Here is a 17843-nt window from a genome sequence, read left to right as displayed (position 1 = left end):
CGTCTCGGCAATCGAGTCTCCGAGACGCGAGACGCCGTCACTGACACCTACAGCTACACGCCGAACGCCTGCTCTCTCGCGGACCGAAGCTGTCCTGGCAACACTGCCTTGCTCGAAACCATCGCGCTGGGTGCCGGCGGAAGCCGTGACTACACCTTCGGCCTGGCCGGCCATCTCGAAGAGCTGGTCGCTGGAGCCAATCAGGTCTTCTTCGACTCCGATGGCGAAGGCCGCCTGTCGAGCCTGCGCCGCCCGGCAGTCAACCAGGCCGCCGAGATGCTCTACGACGGCCGTAGCTTCCTACTGAGCGCGACCGAGATCCCGGCGAAGAATGTGATTTTCAGGGACGGCTTCGAGATCGGCGACACCGGCTGCTGGAGTGCCCAGGTGGGAGGTACCGGAGGAACCGGTGGCGTCGGTTGCTTCTCCAACGAAGGCCGCAGAGTGCGGCCGATCTGCGACTCCGAGGGCATCGTGCATGTCCTGAGGGCACGACCGGACGTCAACGGCACCGAAGAGTCGACGTTCGTCTTCTACCTCGCCGGTCGTCCGGTGGCCCAGCTTGACCAGGCCAGCAGTTCCTGGAGCTTCTTCACCACCGATCACCTCGGCACTCCGATTCTCGCCACCGACGACAGAGGCAACCTGCTCTGGCAGGGCGGCTTCGAGCCCTACGGTAACGACTGGCAGGCCGGCACCAGCGGCGGTGCCAGCGAAAACGACGTCTTCCTGAGACTGCCGGGGCAGTGGGAGGACTCGGCATGGGATGGTGCAAGCGAGGGGGCCGAGGTCTACTACAACGTGCATCGGTGGGTGGCTTTTGGGACTGGGAGGTTCACGAGAACTGATCCTCTGGGCGTCGCTGGCGATCCTAATCCGTACGCATCGGCTCGATCGAACCCGCTAGCCTTCCTCGATCCTCTGGGTGAAAAGTCCCGTGTCTGTTGTACGCCAATAGTTTTGGGTGGGCCTGCTGCGGTGTTCAAGCACTGCTTCATCCAAACCCAGAGCGAGCCAGGTGAAGGTCGCACGGGCCAGAACAGGACTTTCGGTCTGCAACGCGTCAAGGGGAAGGGGTGCAAGTTTGAGAACGACTGGTTCGACAAGGGTGGTATTCGCGATACTCGGACTGAGTGCGGTGAGTGGAGTGAAGGTTGCGATCTGGATGAGTGTGTCGAGAGAGAGTTTGGAAACTACCCAAATCCGTCCGATTATCAACTGATTCGAGGGCCGAATAGCAATTCGTTCGCGAGTACGGTGGCAACTGCTTGCGGGCTATCTCCTCCACTAGTCGCAGGGACTGCACAGACACCGGGCTGGGGGAAGACAGGTCGTCCCACTAAGAACAAGCGGTTTCAGTGCCCGGAGAAGAGATAATGATGCACCGAGCGGGACTTCTTGCGTGTCTAGTTGGAGCCCTATCGGTTAGCGCCTGTCTTTCTCCACCGTTCATTGGATCCAGGGCTCCTTGGTCCGGAGCAGACGATTTTGTTGCAGAGCTCGCTTGCGGCATGGAAGAAGAGCAGATCGCCGAGATTGCAGGTAGGTATTCAAGGCTACAGCTGCATCGTCCTGACTCGGTTCCCAATGAGCTGAGTGTGCAGCGGGGTGACACCCTGATTATCTTGAATCTCGAAGAATCGCGACTCAGGTCGTACCAGATAACCTGGACGAGCGGCTTTACGCGTCGGTCGGCTAGGCCGGAAGTGTCTCTATGTGAGAAGTAGTTTTGCGTCTGAGGTGAAATGGCTTGTGAATGCCAGCCTCACTGGGCCGATGACCATCAAACGGGCGGTCAGGCGCAGCCTACGGTCTTGCAACAGAGGGCGGGTGAGAAAGTCCGGTCGTGCCTCCCGCCGCCTACCCTGTGACCTTCACCAGGTGGTAGTTCTTCTTGCCTTTGCGCAGGACGAAGAGTCGGCCTTCGAGGGCGTCTTCGCCGGTGAGCGGCCGCATGGGGTCGCTCTGACGCTGGTCGTTGAGGTAGACGCCACCGCCGTTGATGGCGCGGCGGGCTTCGCCTTTGGAAGCCATGAGGCCGCTTTCGGCGAGCAGATCCTGGAGCTTGAGGCCGTCGACAAGACGCTCGCGGGGTAGCTCGCTGGCCGGGGCGTCGCTGATCGCGTCGAGCACTTCGTCGGCGCTGAGCTCGCTGAGGCGGCCACCGAAGAACAGCTCGGTCACGCGGCGGGCGGCGGCGAGGCCGTCGTCGCCGTGAACTTTGCCAGTGACTTCCTCGGCCAGGCGCCGGTGGCCTTCTCGTTGGTGGGGCGCTTCGGCGTGGCGAGCCTCGAGGGCCTCGATTTCTTCCCGACCGAGGTCGGTGAAGAAGCGCAGGTAGCGCGGCACGTCGCGGTCGTCGGTGTTGAGCCAGAATTGGTACAAGCGGTAGGGCGAAGTGCGCTGCGGGTCGAGCCATACGGTGCCCGCTTCGGTCTTGCCGAACTTGGTGCCGGAGGCGGTGGCGATCAGCGGTTGCACCAGACCGTAGGTGCGCTTCCCCTTGACGCGACGAATCAGATCGATGCCGGAGACGATGTTGCCCCACTGATCGCTGCCTCCAAGCTGGAGGTTGCAACCCAGGCGCTCGTGCAGTACCAGGAAGTCGTAGGCCTGCATCAGCATGTAGCTGAACTCGGTATATGAAATGCCGTCGTCGCTCGCCAGGCGGCGCTTGACGGACTCGCGAGCCAGCATCACGTTGACGCTGAAGTGTTTGCCGATGTCGCGCAGGAAGTCGGTCAGCGGGATGGTGGCCAGCCAGTCGGCGTTGTCGACGATGTGGGCCGGGTTGTCGCGGCGCTCGAAGTCGAGGAAAGGCTCGAGCTGCTTCCGGATGCCGGCGAGGTTGGCGGCGATCTGGTCGCGATCGAGGAGCGGCCGCTCGTGGCTCTTGCCGCTCGGGTCGCCGATCAGGCCGGTGCCGCCTCCGACCAGCGCCACCGGCGTGCCGCCGGCGCGCTGCAGCCGCTCGAGGGCGATCACCTGGATCAGCGACCCGACGTGCAGGCTGTCGGCGGTGGGGTCGAAGCCGATGTAGGCGGTGACCTCGGTCGGCAGGCTTTCGTCCTCGGCGAGGGTGGAATCGAAAATCAGGCCGCGCCAGTCGAGCTCTTGCTGGAAGTTCATGGTGAATTGTCTCCCGTTCTCAGAAGCGCGCAGAATCGCATTCGGCAGCTCACAGGTCAAATGGACGACGATTCAAGGAGGTTAGTTCTCGTTCCGCCCGCTAAGCTGGAAGGCGGCGGCTCAGCCGCCGAGGATGATTCAACGGGTCCCCGCGATCGTCTGAGGAAAGAAAGCCGGGTGCTAAGTAGCGACTGGCTTCCGAGCCCGAAAAGGGCGAGGCGGCGGCTCAGCCGCCGAGGATTGGGGGTGAAATCGCGCGACATGTGCGCGCGCTTGTGGGGGGCGCCTTTAGCCCCCTTGAGAAACTTGCCTGCTATGGTTCGCGGCGCATGCGAGGAAAGTTCATCACCTTCGAAGGGCCCGATGGCAGCGGCAAGTCGTCCCACCTTCAGCGCACCGTCGCCTGGCTGACGGAGCGGGGAATGCCCTGCCTGACCACCAAGGAGCCGGGCGGTACGGAGCTCGGTGACGCGCTGCGGAGCGTTTTCTTGGATCCGCGATGGGGCACCCTCGATGGCACCATCGAGCTGCTGTTGGTGTTCGCCAGCCGGCGCCAGAACCTGCTCGAGAGGATCGATCCGGCCCTCGCCGCCGGCACCCATGTGCTTTGCGACCGCTTCACCGATTCGACCATCGCCTACCAGGGGGGCGGTCGAGGCGTGCCGCGGGAGCTCATCGATCGCGTCGACGAGCTCGCCACCGGCAGCCGCCGGCCCGATCACACCCTGCTCTTCGATCTGCCGCCGGAAGTGGCGCGCCAGCGCGGCCATCTGCAGCGCGGGGGCTCCGACCGTCTCGATGCCGAGGGACTCGACTTCTACGGTCGGGTGCGGGATTCCTTTCTGGCCGAAGCTCGGCGCGATTCCCAACGCATCCGAGTGATCGATTCGAGCGGCACCTTCGAGCGCACCGAGTACCAGACGCGCTCTGTCCTCGAAGAGATCTTCGGTGCCGGGGCGAGGATGGAGTCGTGAATCCGGCGGTTCTCGAAACCGCCCGTCAGGGGCGTCTTTATCCAGCGGTCATCCTGCACGGTGGACAGGAGCAAGAGCGCCGGGAAGCATCCCTCAAGCTGGCGCGGGCGGTGCTCTGCGAGCGCTCGCCAGAGGAGCGCCCTTGCGGAAATTGTCGCCATTGCCGGAGACTCGACTGGCCCGATGGCGATGGCGCCTTCCATCCCGACTTCCAGGTGCTCGAGCGCGACCTCCGCGCCACCACCTCCGTCGAGGCCACCAAGGGCTTGCTGCGGGCGGCCCAGGTCGCGCCCTTCGAAGCCCGCGGCCAGGTGTTCGTGGTGGCCCAGGCGGAGACCCTGTCGGCGGAGGCCTCGAATGCTCTTCTCAAGGTGCTCGAGGAGCCACGCGAGAGCGCGCCGCGGCACTTTTTGTTGCTGGCGCCGTCGCAGTTCGATCTCCTGCCCACCTTGCGCAGCCGTTCCCTGGCGGTCTACCTGGGGGCCGGTCAGCGGCCTTCGGCGGAGGAGGTGGAGCCGGTGGCCTCGGCCTTCGCGGCGGCCGTCGGCGCCTGGCAGAAGAGTGGCTCGGCGGTCTATCTGCTGGCCGCCGCCGGAGCCCTCGCCGGCGCCGGCAAGTGGGACGATCCGCGAGCCGGCCGACCGTGGGCGGTGGCGGCTTCGGCGGTCACCGAGGCGGCGCGCCGGCCGGAGCTTCCGGCACGCCCCCTGCTCGCTCTGGCGGAGGCCTTGATCGATGCCCCGCCGCTGCGATTGCGCGGTATCCCGGCGGATCGCATTCTCGAGGGGCTGGTCAGTCGGTGCTTGGGTAAATCCGCTGGCGCGGGAATTGCTTAATGACAGGGTAGACGCAGAAATTTCGCTTTGCTGAGTAGGAACGCGATTTTCTTTAAACCGCAGGACAGCATCGACTTGTGCAAAGGAGCGGTAATTATGAAGGGTTGGATTCTCAATCGTGACGGAGGAGCCCGGGGTGCAGTCCTGGCGCTTCTGACGGCCGCCGTTTTGGCCGGTGGCTGGGTTCTCCCGGCGTGCTCGGCGCCCAGCGATGGCGCCGTCGAGAGCTCCGCGAGCGGCGGTGGCTCGGAAGTGCTGGCGACGGTGATGGGCGAGAACGTGACGACCGCTGAGGTCGAAGAGACGGCGGGTGAGCGTCTCGAGCAGGTCGAGATGCAGATGCTGTCCTGCCAGGCGACGGCCAAGCAACAGCGTCACCAGGTGCTCGAGGGCGCCATTCAGCAGATCGTCGAGGGTCGCATGCTCGAGGCCGAGGCCAAGGAGCGCGGCGTCTCCGTTGATGATCTGCAGAAGGCCGAGATCGCCGACAAGGTCTCCGAGGTGACCGACGAAGAGGTCGACATCTGGTACGAGGAGAACAAGGCTCGGGTGCAGCGGCCGAAGGAGCAGGTGGCGGGCCAGATCAAGCAGTTCCTGCAGAACCAGCGTCAGCAGGAGACCCGCGACTCGTACATGAAGGGCCTGCGCAAGAAGTACAGCGCCAAGGTGCTGCTCGATCCGCCGCGCGTCGAGGTGGCCGCCACCGGTCCCGCCAAGGGTCCCGAGAACGCCCCCGTGACGATCGTCGAGTTCTCCGACTTCGAGTGCCCGTTCTGCTCGCGCGTCAACCCGACCCTGGCGAAGGTCCAGGAGCAGTACGGCGACAAGGTGCGGATCGTCTTCCGTCAGTTCCCGCTGTCGATCCACGCCAACGCTCAGAAGGCCGCCGAGGCTTCCCTCTGCGCCGACGACCAGGGCAAGTTCTGGGAGATGCACGACCTGATGTTCGAGCAGCAGCGTGACCTCGGTGTCGACGCGCTGAAGGCCAAGGCCTCGACCCTCGGCCTCGACTCGGACAGCTTCAACGACTGCCTCGACTCGGACAAGTACGCCCAGCAGGTGAAGGACGACATGCGCGACGGTTCGCGGGCGGGCGTCAGCGGAACGCCGGCGATGTTCATCAACGGCCGCTCCCTCGCCGGTGCAGTGCCCTTCGAGCAGGTCGCGAAGGTGATCGACGACGAGCTCGAGCGCAAGGGCGCCGCCGACTGATATCGGTTTCAGCCGGTTCTTCGAGAGGTTGATCTTTCGAAGCACGAACGCCCGCTGTGCAGGAATGCGCAGCGGGCGTTATCCTTTGCGGCGCGATGAGCGACCTGGGAGATCTTTCCGCCGAAGAGATGCGCGCCGCCCTGCACCGGGCGGCCGACTGGATCGCCGACTACCTCTCCGGAGGAGTCGAGGATCATGCGGTGATTCCGGCCGTCGAACCGGGGGCTCTGCGGGCTCTGATGCCGGCGTCGCCGCCGGCCGAGGGGGAGTCGATGGCGACCCTCCTCGACGAGTACGAGCGCGCCATCGTGCCCCACACCACGCACTGGAACCATCCCGGCTTTCACGGCTACTTCGCGATCACCGGCTCGGCGCCGGGGGTGGTGGCCGAAAGCCTGGCCGCGGCTCTCAACGTCAACGCCATGCTCTGGCAGAGCGGGCCGGCGGCGACCGAGCTGGAGCAGCTGAGCTGCGATTGGCTACGCCAGATGATGGCTCTGCCGGAGGACTTTGCGGGGCACATCAATGACACCGCCTCGACCAGCAGTCTGGTGGCCCTGGCGGCGGCGCGGGAGGCCCTGGGAGATGACGTCCGCGAGCGCGGCCTGGCAGGCCATGCTCCTCTCGGCCTCTACATCAGCGAGCACACCCATTCCTCCGTCGACAAGGCGGCGATCGTTCTCGGGCTGGGGACCGAGAGCGTGCGGCGCATCGCCGTCGACGAGCAGTTCCGCATGATTCCGGCGGCCCTCGAAGCAGCGATCGAGGCCGATCTCGCCGCCGGCCGACGGCCGATGGCGGTGGTGGCGACGACCGGCACGACGTCGACCACCAGCATCGATCCGGTGGCCGCCATCGCCGACATCTGTGAGCGCTTCGGACTCTGGCTGCATGTCGACGCGGCTTACGGTGGCAGCGCCGCCATCGTGCCGGAGCTGCGGCCCCTCTTCGCCGGCATGGAGCGGGCCGACTCCTTGGTGGTCAATCCTCACAAGTGGCTCTTCGTACCGGTCGACTGCTCGGTCCTGTTCGTGCGCGACCAGGATCTGCTGCGGGGCGCTTTTTCCCTGGTGCCGGAGTACCTCAAGACCGGCGATCGCGCCGACCTCAACCTGATGGACCTCGGCTTTCAGCTCGGGCGCCGGTTTCGAGCCCTCAAGCTCTGGATGGTGATTCGCGCCTTCGGAGTCGACGGCCTGGTGGCCCGCGTGCGTCACCATTGCGAGCTGGCTCGCTGGCTGGCCGAGCGCGTCGCCGCCACCGAGGGTTGGGAGCTGATGGCGCCGGTGCCCCTGGCGCTGGTCTGCTTCCGCGCCACCGCAGGAGTCGACGGCGCCGCGCAGGACGAATTCAACCAACGCTTGATGGCCGCCATCAATGCCGATGGTCGCAGCTTTCTTTCTCACACCCGGCTTGGCGACCGCTACACCCTGCGGGTCGCCGTCGGCAATCTCAAGACCGAGGCGCGGCACCTCGAGGAGCTGTGGCAACGGCTCATCGAGACCGCCGACGCCCTGCGCTCCGGAGGCAACCCTTGAGCTCCTATCCGAGGATTCCCTATCGCCGTGACCGTTTGCCCCTCGACGAGATGACCCGTCGCAGCAAGGCCTTCTACGAGACCATGGACACTCGCCGGAGCGTGCGCGACTTCGCCCCCGATCCGGTGCCTCGGGAGCTCATCGAGACCGCCATCATGACGGCCTCGACGGCGCCCTCCGGGGCTCACCGTCAGCCCTGGCGCTTCGTGGCCGTCGACGATCCGGAGATCAAGTCGGTGATCCGCACCGCCGCCGAGGAGGAGGAGAGGACCAACTACGAGGGCGGTCGCTTTCCGGACGAGTGGCTGCGCGCCCTCGAACCCATCGGCACCACCTGGGAGAAGGCCCACCTCGAGGAGGCGCCGTGGCTGGTGGTGGTGTTCGAGGAGCTCCACGGCATCAAAACCGATGGCTCGAAGCGCAAGAACTACTACGTCAAGGAGAGCGTCGGCATCGCTTGCGGTCTGTTCATCGCCGCTCTCCACTCGATGGGATTGTGCACCCTCACCCACACGCCGTCGCCGATGCGCTTCCTCGGCGACATTCTCGGTCGGCCGAAGAACGAGAAGCCCTACATCCTCTTCCCGGTGGGCTACCCGGCGGAGCACGCGACGGTGCCGGATCTGGAGCGCAAGAGCCTCGACCAAGTGGCGCTGTGGAATCCGCGGAGCGCGGCGACCGGCGGCGACTGAGCCCTCAGCGGGCCGCAGGTCAGAGCTTCGGCACCAGGTCTCGCCACTTGGTGCCACCGGGCTCTGAGATCTTCAGGCCGATGACCCGGCCCTGCTCGTTGCGCTCGAAGCGGAGCCGCTGACTGCGGGTACCGGCGAGGGAAAAGTCCCCTTCCTTGGTGGCGCTGAGCTCGCTGCGGTAGAGCCCATCGCCGGCCTGGTAGTAGAGGCGTCCGGCCGTGAGCTGGATTTCTCGCTCGCCTTCGTACTTGCCGAGGTAGGGCGCGAAGGAGCGCGCCGTCCGGACCCGTTGGCGTTGGGCTTGCTCCCTTTCGAGGGCCGCTTCCAGGAACAGCCCCCGGAGGTTCTCGCGCGCGGCGCCATCGCGCGGGCTCGAGAGCAAGGCGCTGAGCGCCGAGAGGCGTGCGGTGGTGATCGCCTGCGACGCCGGCGTGGCGATGTCTGGTGCGACGCCGACGCCTTCGAAGCCACCCTCGAAGTGCGGGTGGACGGGTTTGGTGTCGGGAATGAAGGCCTCGAAGCCATGGCCCAGATCGGTGGTTCCGGTGCGCGAGCCGAGACCGGCGCCGGCGGTCTTCTCTCCCACCAAGATCGCCTTGTCGTGGTGCTTCAGATCGAAGGCCATCTCTTCGCAGCCGGAGCCGGTGCGCGACGAGATGGCGACATAGATCGGCTTGCCGTCGAAGCTCGGGCTTCCTTCCGGCAGCCGTTCCGTGTAGATCGGGTCGCGTTCGCCGTCGCGGGACTCGTAGTAGAGCAACAGCGCGGGTTCGTCGAAGAGGTAGGAGGCGAGAACCGCGGGCATGCCCATCTCGCCTCCGGGGCAAGTCCGCAGGTCGATGATCAGGGCTTCGGCCTCGGCGACCTCGTCCATCGCGGCGGCGAGATCTTGGCGCGGCCCGGTGAGCTTGCGAACTTCGAGCACGCCGAGGCCGTCCGGCCGAAGATGTGCCTCGTAGGGGCGCGGGGTTTCTTGGTTGGCTCCCGAGCTGTCCGCTGGCTGGCGCGCCGCCACCGGGCCGTCATAGAACACCCGTAGGTGAAGATCTTGGCTGACCTGCCACAGGGTTTTCGACAGGGTGCGAGCCAAGGTCTGCGGGTCGTCGGAGGTCGAGAACTCTCCGTCTTCCGAGCGGCGCGCGATCTCTTGGGCGATGGCGGCCCCCTTCTCTGCCAGAACATAGCGGTGTTGGAGCGAGTGGACGAGGGTTGAAACCACCGCTTGGCGTTCTTCGGCGGTGATCTTCGGGACGCCCTCGGCCGTAGCGATGGCGGTCCACAGGAGGGCGACCAGGCCGGCGACGATTGTCCAGGAGATGCTCTTCATGGTGGCTCCTTGCAGCGGTTCGAGGGGGGCGGTTGGGGTCCCGCCGGGCTCGTCACCACTGTGGCGCTTGAAAGGTCCGAGAATCTGCCGCCGGCGGTCAGGGATTTGTAAAGAGCTCCTGACATCTTCTTGTCCGGCTCTTGATGTTTCGGGCCGAGCAGCCCATAGACTGCGGCCGTGAGGAGCGATCGCAGAACCCGCCAGCGCCTTGGCATCGATGGCGAGAGGGTCTGGCCGCGGCTCTTGGCGGCGGTTCTCCTGGCTCTCCTGCTGATCGCCTTGATGGCCCTCCAGTACCGCTGGATTCAGCGCCTCGCGGAGGCCGAAAGGGTGCAGCTGGCAAGCGGTCTGGAGGCGGTCGCGGAGCGCTTCGTAGAGGCCTCAGGGCGTGACCTCGTGCAGCTCTACCTGGCCTTTCAGGTCGATGGCGGGAACTGTCATCGCGCCGCTTCGGAGAAGCTTCGGAGCTGGCGCCTCGGTGCTTCCGATGCCGCTCTGGTGCGGGCTGCCTACTGCTTGCGGCCAACGCCGGATGGTTGGTCCAGTCGGGCCCTCGATGGCTCGCCGCTGGCTGGCCAGCTCGCGCCGGAGATCGCTCTCGAGCTCGGCTTCGAGCCGGCGGCATCGTTCCCGATCGGCGAGTCCTTTCATCCCGGGATCCCGGCCCTGGTGGTGCCGGCGGTGCCAGTGGTGGATGCAATCCCCGGCGGCGAAGGGGCAGCTAATTCTTCCGTCGTCGGCGGGGACTTCGTCGTCTTGCTGCTCGACGAAGTGGCGGTTCACCAGCGCTGGCTGCCCGCTCTCTTTGCCGCCGCCGCCGGCGGCGAGGCCTATGAGTACCGCCTTCGGCGGCGGCGAGGAGCCGTAGTGGCTCACGGCTCGCCGTGGGTGCCGACGCAGCGGCCACCGGACTTTTCGACCGCGGTGTTCTCGCTGTCGCGATCTTTGTCGGATCGCCCCGATGCCTCTCCCGCGGCCGGCTCGAAGGTAACCCGGCGCGCTCTGGTCGTGCGGGGCGAGGGTCCTTCGCCCTGGGTGCTCGATCTATGGCTGCGGCGCGGTCCCGTCGAGCAGCTGGTGGCCTCGACCCTGAATCGCAATCTGTTCCTGGCCGCCTTCATCCTGGGTCTACTGGCGGTCAGCGTCGTATTGATGTGGCGCACCACCCGTCGCTCCCGCGAGCTGGCGCGGCGACAGCTCGATTTCGTCGCCGGGGTGTCCCACGAGCTGCGCACTCCGCTGGCGGTGATCACTTCGGCGGGACAGAACCTGCGCGATGGGCTGATCGATGATCCGGAGCAAGGCCGCCGCTACGGGCAGGCGATCTTGCGCGAGGGTCGTCGCCTCGAGCGCTTCGTGGAGCAGGTCCTCTCCTATGCCGGTGCGTTGGCCTCGGAGCGGCGCTACTCGCCGGTGCCGACCGATGCCCGGGCCTTGCTGCGGCGCAGTCTCGAGGTCTGTGCCGTTCTCGATCACGCGATCGTCGACGCGGTGGAGAACCCGATGGTGTTGGTCGACCCGGATGCCGTCGGGGCGGCCCTCGAAGGCTTGATCGACAACGCCGTCAAGTACGGTCGGGGCGACAACTGGCTCAGAGTGGTGCAATCTCGTTTGGGGGATCGGTTGAAAGTCGTGCTCGAGGATCGCGGACCAGGGCTTCGGCGGGACGAGATCGGCGGTCTTTTCGAGCCCTTCGTCCGGGGCTCCGGTGCCCGCCAGCAGGGGGTGCGTGGCAGTGGCCTGGGATTGGGCCTGGCGCGGCAAGCGATCGTCGGCCAGGGAGGGAGCCTCGCGCTGCGTGCGGCGGTGCCTCAGGGATTGGTCTGCGAGATCCTGTTGCCCCTGGCCGCCGAGGAGGCGCAATGAGCCAGGCCGGCGGCAAGCCGGAGGTGAGGCACCTGCTGATCATCGAAGACGAGGCCGACCTCGCCATGATGTTGCGCGATCGGTTGGAGGCCGAGGGCTTCCGGGTCTCGGAGGCGCGCAGCGGCGAGATAGGCCTCGAGCTGGCGGCCGCCGACCCTCCGGATCTGGTGTTGCTCGATCTGATGCTGCCGGGGGCGAATGGCTTCGAGGTCTGCAAGGCTCTGCGGCGCCAGCGGGCGACCACTCCGATCATCATGTTGACCGCTCGGGGCGAGCTCTCGGATCGCGTCCTCGGGCTTCAGCTCGGTGCCGACGACTACCTCACCAAGCCCTTCGAGGGACTCGAGCTGGTGGCTCGGATCGAGGCTCTGCTGCGCCGTGTGGAGCTCGATCGGCAGTCCGCCTCGGAGCCCGAGATCGAACGCTTCGGCGAGGTCGAGGTCGACCGCCGCCGGGGCGAAGTGCGCCGCCGAGGCCGGCGGGTGCACCTCGCCGCCAAGGAGCTCGAGCTGCTCAGCTACTTCCTCGATCATCCCGGCGAGGTCCTGTCCCGGGAGCGTTTGCTCGACGCCGTCTGGGGCTACGATGCGGAGGTGGCGTCGCGCACCGTCGACGTTCACCTCTCGGCGCTCCGTCACAAGCTCGAAGAAGAGCCTTCGTCGCCGGTCTTCTTTCGCACCCTGCATCGCCGGGGCTACAAGTTCGAAGTCTGATCAGACCTCTTTGCCGTTGTAGAGGTCGGCGACCTCCGGGTAGCCGTTGTAGAGCAGCGTCCGGCGCACGTCGCGGGTGCCGATGTCGGTTTCTTCGGCCTGGCTCCAGCGCGGGTGCGGCTTGCCCGGGTCGACGTTCGAGAAGAAGCCGTATTCGGAAGGCTGCAGATCGTTCCAGAAGGTGCCGGGACGCTTCTTGGTGAACTCGATGCGGACGATCGACTTGGGGCTCTTGTAGCCGTACTTCCAGGGCAGGGCGAGGCGCAGCGGGGCTCCGTGCTGCATCGGCAGGGCGTGGCCGTAGCTGCCGACCACCACGAAGGCCAGCGGGTGGCGCGCTTCGTCGAGGCGCAGGCCTTCGTAGTAGGGCCAGGGATACCAGGGCTCGCGCTTCTGGCCCGGCATGTTCTGCTTGTCGAGGATGGTGACGAACTTCACCCAGCGGGCCGAGGGTAGCGGTTCCAGGTGGTCGATCAGGGTGCGCAGGGGATAGCCGGTCCAGGGCACCTGCATCGCCCAGCGCTCGACGCAACGGAAGCGGTAGAGGCGCTCCTCCAAGGGAAACTTGCCGATCAGGGCATCGAGATCGAGGGTGCGGGGCTGCTTGACCAGGCCGCCGACCTCGATCGTCCAAGGCGGCAGCGGGTACTTGCTGGCGAGCTCCCAGACGCGGTTCTTGGTGGTGGTGAACTCGTAGAAGTTGTTGTAGCGGGACGACACTTCCTCCGGCGTCAGGGTGAGATCGCCGAGGGTGAAGGCCGGGTTGCGCTTGGCCGGGAAGCGGTCCGCGAAGCGGCTGCCGATGGCCGGGTCGGTGGCACCGCGGGCGGCCTGTGGGCCGGCCGCCGCCGAGCCGCCGGTGCCCGCCGCCTGGGGGGCACAGGCGCCCTGGAAGGGCAGGGCCATGCCGAGGGTGCCGAGGCCGAGGGCCGAGAGCACCTTGCGGCGCGACCAGTAGATGGACTCCGGGGTGGCGAGGCGCTCGGGAATCTCCCAGGATTTCGGAATGCGGATGTTCGACACGGGAATCCTCCTAGAGAACGACGATTTCACGGGACCAGAGCAGGTCGCCGGGTGGGCGGGACTAGCCCGGCGGTTGCCTGAGGTACGACCCCGCCGGCGGAGCGGATCGACACCCCTGCTGCCCTTTGGCGGCCATCAGTAGTAGTCGGCGCAGGACAGGAAGTAGCCACACACCGGATCCGGGCAGAACAGCTTGCATTTGCGCTCGGCGAGCTCCTTGCCGCAGATCGGGCAGGTGCGCATGACGAGATCCGGGTTGGCGGTGGCCTTCGCGGTGGTCGAGGCCGGACGGGACGACGGCAGCGGTTTCGCAGGGTCCATGCCCCAGCCTAGGAGGGTGGGGCGCCGTGGTCAAGGTGACAGGTCGTATACTCGCCGCTTCGATCGCGGAGACTGCCTTGGCCCAATCCCTACTCATCGATACCGCCGCCGGCGAGAGCACCCTGGCGGACTGGTCCGCTCCCCTCGATCTCGATCGTCTGGCGGCCGGAGACGGGCCGTGGGAGGTCGAGCTCGGCTTCGGCAAGGGCAAATACCTGTTGCGGCGATCGCAGGAAGATCCGGAGCGTCGTTTTCTCGGCATCGAGATGGTGACCGAGTACTACCGCATGCTGGTTGGACGGGCGCGCAAGCGCGGCGTCGAGAACCTGGTTGTGCTGCGCGGCGAGGCCCTCTATGCACTCTCGGCGGTGCTGCCGCGCGCCTTCGCCTCGGATCTCCACGTCTACTTCCCGGACCCCTGGCCGAAGGCGCGGCACCACAAGCGGCGGTTGTTCGACGGCGAGACCGTCGACCTGGTGCTCGGACTGCTCGCTCCCGGCGGCCGTCTGTGGTTCGCCACCGACTTCCTCGACTACGGCGAGCTGGTGGCCGAGCTCCTCGGCGGTCATCCCCAACTCGAGCTCCGGCGTCGGGATCAACCCTGGCCGGAAGGGCCGCGCACCAACTACGAGGCCAAGTACGAGCGCGAAGGGCGTCCGATTTTGCGCCTCGAGGGTATTTATCGTGGCTTCGGTGATCGCCCGCGGCTGCATCCCGCGGGGGAGGCGGCGGTGCTGGCGGCTCCTTGGCAAGCGCCGGTCGTGGAGCCCTGACGGAGCGGGCCCCGAAAATCGAGCGCCGAGGGCTTCTCGGGCTGCTATTCTGAGGTGGCTCGACGCGCCGATGGTCGGTGGATCGAGCCTGGAGGCCGCACCCTTTGCTCGAGCAGCTCTCCTATCTCCTGCCGCTGTTTCGTCGCTACCGCCTGAAGTTCTTCGGCGGCCTGGCGACGGTGGCCGGCTCGGCTCTCGTCGGCCTGATGGCGCCGCTGGTGGTCGGCCGGGCGGTCGACGGCCTGCAGGCCGAAGATCCCCTGCGCGGGCTCTACCTCCAGGGCGCGTTGCTGGTGCTCATCGCCCTCGGCCAGGGGCTGTTCATGTTCGTCCAGCGCATGGTCTTGGTGACCATGAGCCGGGACATCGAGCGCGACCTGCGCAATCGCTACTTCGGACATCTCGAGAGCCTCGACGCCGCTTTCTTCCAGCGTCATGCCACCGGCGACTTGATGGCACGCGGGACCAACGATCTGCAGGCCGTGCGCATGCTGTGCGGGCCGGCCGTGATGTACAGCGCCAACACCATTTTCACGGCCAGCGGCGCGCTCTTCTTCATGTCTCAGATCCATGGCCGGTTGACCCTCCTGTCTCTCGCCACGATGCCGCTGGTGGCTTGGGCAACGCACGTCTTCGGTAGCCGCATCCACGTCCTCTTCGAGCGCGTCCAGGAGTCCTTTTCGACCCTCTCGACGCGGGTGCAGGAGAATCTCGCCGGGGCCCGGGTGGTGCGCGCCTACGTTCAAGAAGGCCCGCAGATCGAGTCCTTCCGGGTGGACAACGACGACTACGTCGAGCGCAACCGTCGCCTGATCCGCTGGAGCGCTGCCTTCCACCCGACGCTGCAGGCGCTGATCGGCATTGGCTTCGTGATGGTGCTCTTCTACGGCGGCAGCCTGGCTCGCGACGGCGGTATCACGGTGGGCCAGTTCGTCACCTTCAACCTCTTCCTCGGCAAGATGATCTGGCCGATGATCGCGATCGGCTGGGTGATCAACCTGGCGCAGCGCGGTGCCGCCTCCCTGCGGCGCATGCGTGAGGTGCTCGAAACCGCGCCGGCGGTGGCCGATGGCGCGTCGGTGGAACGCCCGGCCGAGCTTTCCGGAGCGGTCGAGTTCCGCAACCTGTCCTTCGCCTTCGAGGCCGGCAAGGAGGTGTTGTCCGACATCTCCTTCCGCGCCCCCGCCGGTTCGACGGTCGCTCTGGTGGGGCGCACCGGCTCCGGCAAGAGCACCCTCCTCGGCCTGCTTCCGCGCCTCGCCGAACCCCCCGAGGGCAGCGTCTTCGTGGACGGCATCGACGTTCGGGGCCTCGGCCTCGCCGAGCTCCGCGGCGCCCTCGGGGTGGTGCCGCAGGAGAGCTTCCTTTTCTCCACCACGGTGGCCGAGAACATCGCCCTCGGCCGTCCCGATGCAAGCCGCGACGAGATTGTCGAGGCGGCTCGTCTGGCCGGCCTGGGGGAGGATCTCGATGGCTTTCCTAAGGGCCTCGAGACGCTGGTCGGAGAGCGCGGCATTACCCTCTCCGGAGGGCAGAAACAGCGCGTCTCCCTGGCTCGCGCGCTGCTGCGCGATCCCAGCATCTTGCTGCTCGACGACTCCTTGTCGGCGGTGGACACCCAAACCGAGGAGATGATCCTCGAGAATCTCGAGCGGGTGTTCGAAGGGCGCACCGTCTTTCTGGTATCCCATCGGGTGTCGACGGTGCGCGGCGCCGATCTGATCCTGGTCCTCGACGAGGGCCGCATCGTCGAGCGCGGGCGCCATGACGAGTTGGTCGAGCAGGGCGGACACTACGCCGATCTCGAGCGGCGGCAGCGCCTCGAGGAAGAGCTGCAGGCAGCGGTGTGACGGAGGGATCGATGGCAGATGCCAAGAAACTGATCGTGACCGGCGGCTCGGGCTTGATCGGGCGTGCCCTGACGGCGGATCTGACGGCTCGCGGCTGGCAGGTGGTGATCCTGTCGCGGCGCCCGGAGCGGGTGCGAGGGCTGCCCGCCGGCGCTCGCGCCGTCGGTTGGGACGGGCGCAGTGCCGATGGCTGGAAGGAAGAAGTCGACGGCGCCGACGGCATCGTCCACCTCGCCGGTGAGAACGTCGCCGACGGTCGCTGGACCGCCGCCAAGAAGCGCCGCCTGCGGGACAGCCGCATCGAGTCGAGCCGGGCGGTGATGGCGGCCGTCGAGGCGGTGGAGACCAAGCCGTCCTTTTTGCTGCAGTCGAGCGCCGTGGGGTTCTACGGTGACAGCGGCGAGGTCGAGATCGACGAAACCTCACCGCCGGGGGACGACTTTCTGGCCGATCTTTCGGTCGAGTGGGAGGCCACCACCGCCGCCGCCGAGGATCTTGGAGTGCGGCGGGCGATCCTGCGCACCGGCATCGTGCTGGCGCGCGACGGCGGTGCCCTTCCCAAGATGGCGCTGCCCTACAAGCTCGGCTTCGGAGGTCCGGTGGGGAGCGGTCGGCAGTACGTTCCCTGGATTCACCTGGCCGACGAGGTCGCCGCTATTCGCTTCCTGATCGAGCACCCGACGGCGAGCGGCCCTTTCAACCTCACGGCACCCTCGCCGGTGACCAACGCCGAGCTCGGCGCCACGCTGGCGCGAGTGCTGCGCCGGCCCAATCTGGTGCCGGCGCCGGCCTTTGCCTTGCGCGCCGTCTTCGGCGAGATGGCGCGGCTCCTGCTCGGAGGGCAGAAGGCTTTTCCGCGCGCCCTCGAAGGGCTCGGCTTCGAGTTCCAGTTTGGCGATCTCGAATCGGCCCTGCGAGACCTGCTGAAGGGGGAGATGGAGCCACCGGCGTGAAGTTCCAGCACCGCTTTCGGGTCGATGCCGGGCTCGCCACCGTCGTCGAGTTCCATCGCCGGCCGGCGAACCTGGCGGCGGTCACCCCAGGATTCATCCCGATGGCCTATGAGGGCGATCCGCCGCAGCGCTTGGAGCCCGGGGACGAGCTCACCCTGAAGCTCTGGATGGGTCCCCTGCCGGTGCGTTGGCGGCTGCGCACGGCGGAGCTCGACGAAGACGGCGTCGAAGGCTTCCGCGATTTTCAGCTCGAGGGTCCCTTCGCGGCCTGGGAGCACCGTCACCGTTATCACGTCGCCGATGCAGAGGACGGTGGCGGCACCTGGATCGAAGACGACATCGAGGCGCGTCTCGCCGACTCCTGGGGGCGGCGCCTGATCGGCCTCCAGATGTGGGCCGGTCTGCCGCTGCTGTTCGCCTTTCGGCGGCGCGGCACGCGCCGCCTGCTGTTGTCTCAGGGGGGCTAAAGGCGCCCCCCTCAGGCGCGCGCGCATGTCGCGCGCCTTCACCCCCGTCCTCGGCGCCTTCGGCGCCGCCTCGGGCTTTCGCCCTCGGTAGCCGCCTGCTGGTTAGCAGCCGGCTTCTTTCTGCTGATAGCTACTTCGGGGCTAAAGGCGCCCGCCTCAGGCCTACGCG

16 protein-coding genes are annotated in these 17843 nt (G+C 66.8%); 12 read left to right on the top strand and 4 right to left on the bottom strand.

The features are described from left to right. Positions 1–1377: RHS repeat-associated core domain-containing protein (locus AAF604_23800; protein ID MEM7052709.1), on the top strand; the 1377-nt coding region annotated here is incomplete at its 5' end. A gap of 483 nt (positions 1378–1860) precedes the next feature. Here the strand turns inward: AAF604_23800 and tyrS are convergent. Then, positions 1861–3129 (bottom strand): tyrosine--tRNA ligase, encoded by a 1269-nt coding sequence (gene tyrS, locus AAF604_23795; protein ID MEM7052708.1) that lies wholly within the window; start codon positions 3127–3129, stop codon positions 1861–1863. 329 nt (positions 3130–3458) lie between these two features. Between tyrS and tmk the strand changes: the two genes are divergently transcribed. From tmk to AAF604_23770, 5 genes are all read left to right on the top strand, one after another. Continuing rightward, positions 3459–4103, top strand: a complete 645-nt coding sequence (tmk, locus tag AAF604_23790; GenBank protein ID MEM7052707.1) for a dTMP kinase — start codon at positions 3459–3461, stop codon at positions 4101–4103. Further along, on the top strand, positions 4100–4939 hold the full coding sequence (locus AAF604_23785) for a hypothetical protein (protein MEM7052706.1): 840 nt from the start codon (positions 4100–4102) through the stop codon (positions 4937–4939). The genes tmk and AAF604_23785 overlap by 4 nt, the downstream gene beginning before the upstream one ends. A gap of 96 nt (positions 4940–5035) precedes the next feature. Continuing rightward, entirely contained in the window at positions 5036–6151 is a 1116-nt protein-coding gene (locus AAF604_23780; GenBank protein MEM7052705.1) for a thioredoxin domain-containing protein, read from the top strand. 95 nt (positions 6152–6246) lie between these two features. After that, positions 6247–7689, top strand: a complete 1443-nt coding sequence (locus AAF604_23775; GenBank protein MEM7052704.1) for a pyridoxal-dependent decarboxylase — start codon at positions 6247–6249, stop codon at positions 7687–7689. Beyond that, complete coding sequence (locus AAF604_23770; GenBank protein MEM7052703.1) at positions 7686–8381, top strand: nitroreductase family protein; 696 nt, start codon at positions 7686–7688, stop codon at positions 8379–8381. The genes AAF604_23775 and AAF604_23770 overlap by 4 nt, the downstream gene beginning before the upstream one ends. A gap of 19 nt (positions 8382–8400) precedes the next feature. On the opposite strand, the gene AAF604_23765 is transcribed toward AAF604_23770, so the two are convergent. Next, complete coding sequence (locus AAF604_23765) at positions 8401–9708, bottom strand: S41 family peptidase (protein ID MEM7052702.1); 1308 nt, start codon at positions 9706–9708, stop codon at positions 8401–8403. Positions 9709–9885: 177 nt separating this feature from the next. On the opposite strand from AAF604_23765, the gene AAF604_23760 reads away from it, so the two are divergent. Then, the gene (locus AAF604_23760) at positions 9886–11574 is read left to right on the top strand and encodes a HAMP domain-containing sensor histidine kinase (GenBank protein ID MEM7052701.1); all 1689 of its coding nucleotides are present in this window, start codon (positions 9886–9888) and stop codon (positions 11572–11574) included. Beyond that, entirely contained in the window at positions 11571–12287 is a 717-nt protein-coding gene (locus AAF604_23755; protein ID MEM7052700.1) for a response regulator transcription factor, read from the top strand. The genes AAF604_23760 and AAF604_23755 overlap by 4 nt, the downstream gene beginning before the upstream one ends. Here the strand turns inward: AAF604_23755 and msrP are convergent, their stop codons facing one another. Together msrP and AAF604_23745 are read right to left on the bottom strand one after the other, a co-directional pair. Beyond that, on the bottom strand, positions 12288–13310 hold the full coding sequence (msrP, locus tag AAF604_23750) for a protein-methionine-sulfoxide reductase catalytic subunit MsrP (GenBank protein MEM7052699.1): 1023 nt from the start codon (positions 13308–13310) through the stop codon (positions 12288–12290). Positions 13311–13445: 135 nt separating this feature from the next. Further along, a complete protein-coding gene (locus AAF604_23745) occupies positions 13446–13631 on the bottom strand; it encodes a hypothetical protein (protein MEM7052698.1) in 186 nt (61 codons plus the stop codon). A 77-nt stretch (positions 13632–13708) separates the two neighbouring features. Here AAF604_23745 and AAF604_23740 point away from each other — a divergent pair, with 77 nt between their 5' ends. The 4 genes from AAF604_23740 to AAF604_23725 all read left to right on the top strand — a co-directional run bounded on the left by AAF604_23740 (position 13709) and on the right by AAF604_23725 (position 17674). Further along, positions 13709–14404, top strand: coding sequence for a tRNA (guanosine(46)-N7)-methyltransferase TrmB (locus AAF604_23740; protein MEM7052697.1), 696 nt, complete (start codon positions 13709–13711; stop codon positions 14402–14404). Between the two features lie 104 nt (positions 14405–14508). Next, positions 14509–16254 carry an ABC transporter ATP-binding protein gene (locus AAF604_23735; protein MEM7052696.1) on the top strand — a complete coding sequence of 582 codons (1746 nt, stop codon included), beginning with the start codon at positions 14509–14511 and terminating at the stop codon, positions 16252–16254. Positions 16255–16265: 11 nt separating this feature from the next. Continuing rightward, positions 16266–17207 carry a TIGR01777 family oxidoreductase gene (locus tag AAF604_23730; protein ID MEM7052695.1) on the top strand — a complete coding sequence of 314 codons (942 nt, stop codon included), beginning with the start codon at positions 16266–16268 and terminating at the stop codon, positions 17205–17207. After that, entirely contained in the window at positions 17204–17674 is a 471-nt protein-coding gene (locus AAF604_23725; GenBank protein ID MEM7052694.1) for a hypothetical protein, read from the top strand. The genes AAF604_23730 and AAF604_23725 overlap by 4 nt, the downstream gene beginning before the upstream one ends. Positions 17675–17843: the final 169 nt, after the last annotated feature.

Source organism: Acidobacteriota bacterium, from assembly GCA_039028635.1.
In the GTDB taxonomy this organism is placed as follows: domain Bacteria; phylum Acidobacteriota; class Thermoanaerobaculia; order Multivoradales; family JBCCEF01; genus JBCCEF01.
The sequence above is the reverse complement of the archived record's forward strand: the minus strand, read 5'-3'. Positions and strand labels throughout refer to the sequence as shown.

Excerpts from the sequence above, each read along its gene's own strand:
- AAF604_23730 (MEM7052695.1), top strand. The coding sequence starts at position 16,266 with ATGGCAGATGCCAAGAAACTGATCGTGACCGGCGGCTCGGGCTTGATC.
- AAF604_23780 (MEM7052705.1), top strand. The coding sequence starts at position 5,036 with ATGAAGGGTTGGATTCTCAATCGTGACGGAGGAGCCCGGGGTGCAGTC.
- AAF604_23765 (MEM7052702.1), bottom strand. The coding sequence starts at position 9,708 with ATGAAGAGCATCTCCTGGACAATCGTCGCCGGCCTGGTCGCCCTCCTG.
- tyrS (MEM7052708.1), bottom strand. The coding sequence starts at position 3,129 with ATGAACTTCCAGCAAGAGCTCGACTGGCGCGGCCTGATTTTCGATTCC.
- AAF604_23775 (MEM7052704.1), top strand. The coding sequence starts at position 6,247 with ATGAGCGACCTGGGAGATCTTTCCGCCGAAGAGATGCGCGCCGCCCTG.
- AAF604_23745 (MEM7052698.1), bottom strand. The coding sequence starts at position 13,631 with ATGGACCCTGCGAAACCGCTGCCGTCGTCCCGTCCGGCCTCGACCACC.
- tmk (MEM7052707.1), top strand. The coding sequence starts at position 3,459 with ATGCGAGGAAAGTTCATCACCTTCGAAGGGCCCGATGGCAGCGGCAAG.
- AAF604_23755 (MEM7052700.1), top strand. The coding sequence starts at position 11,571 with ATGAGCCAGGCCGGCGGCAAGCCGGAGGTGAGGCACCTGCTGATCATC.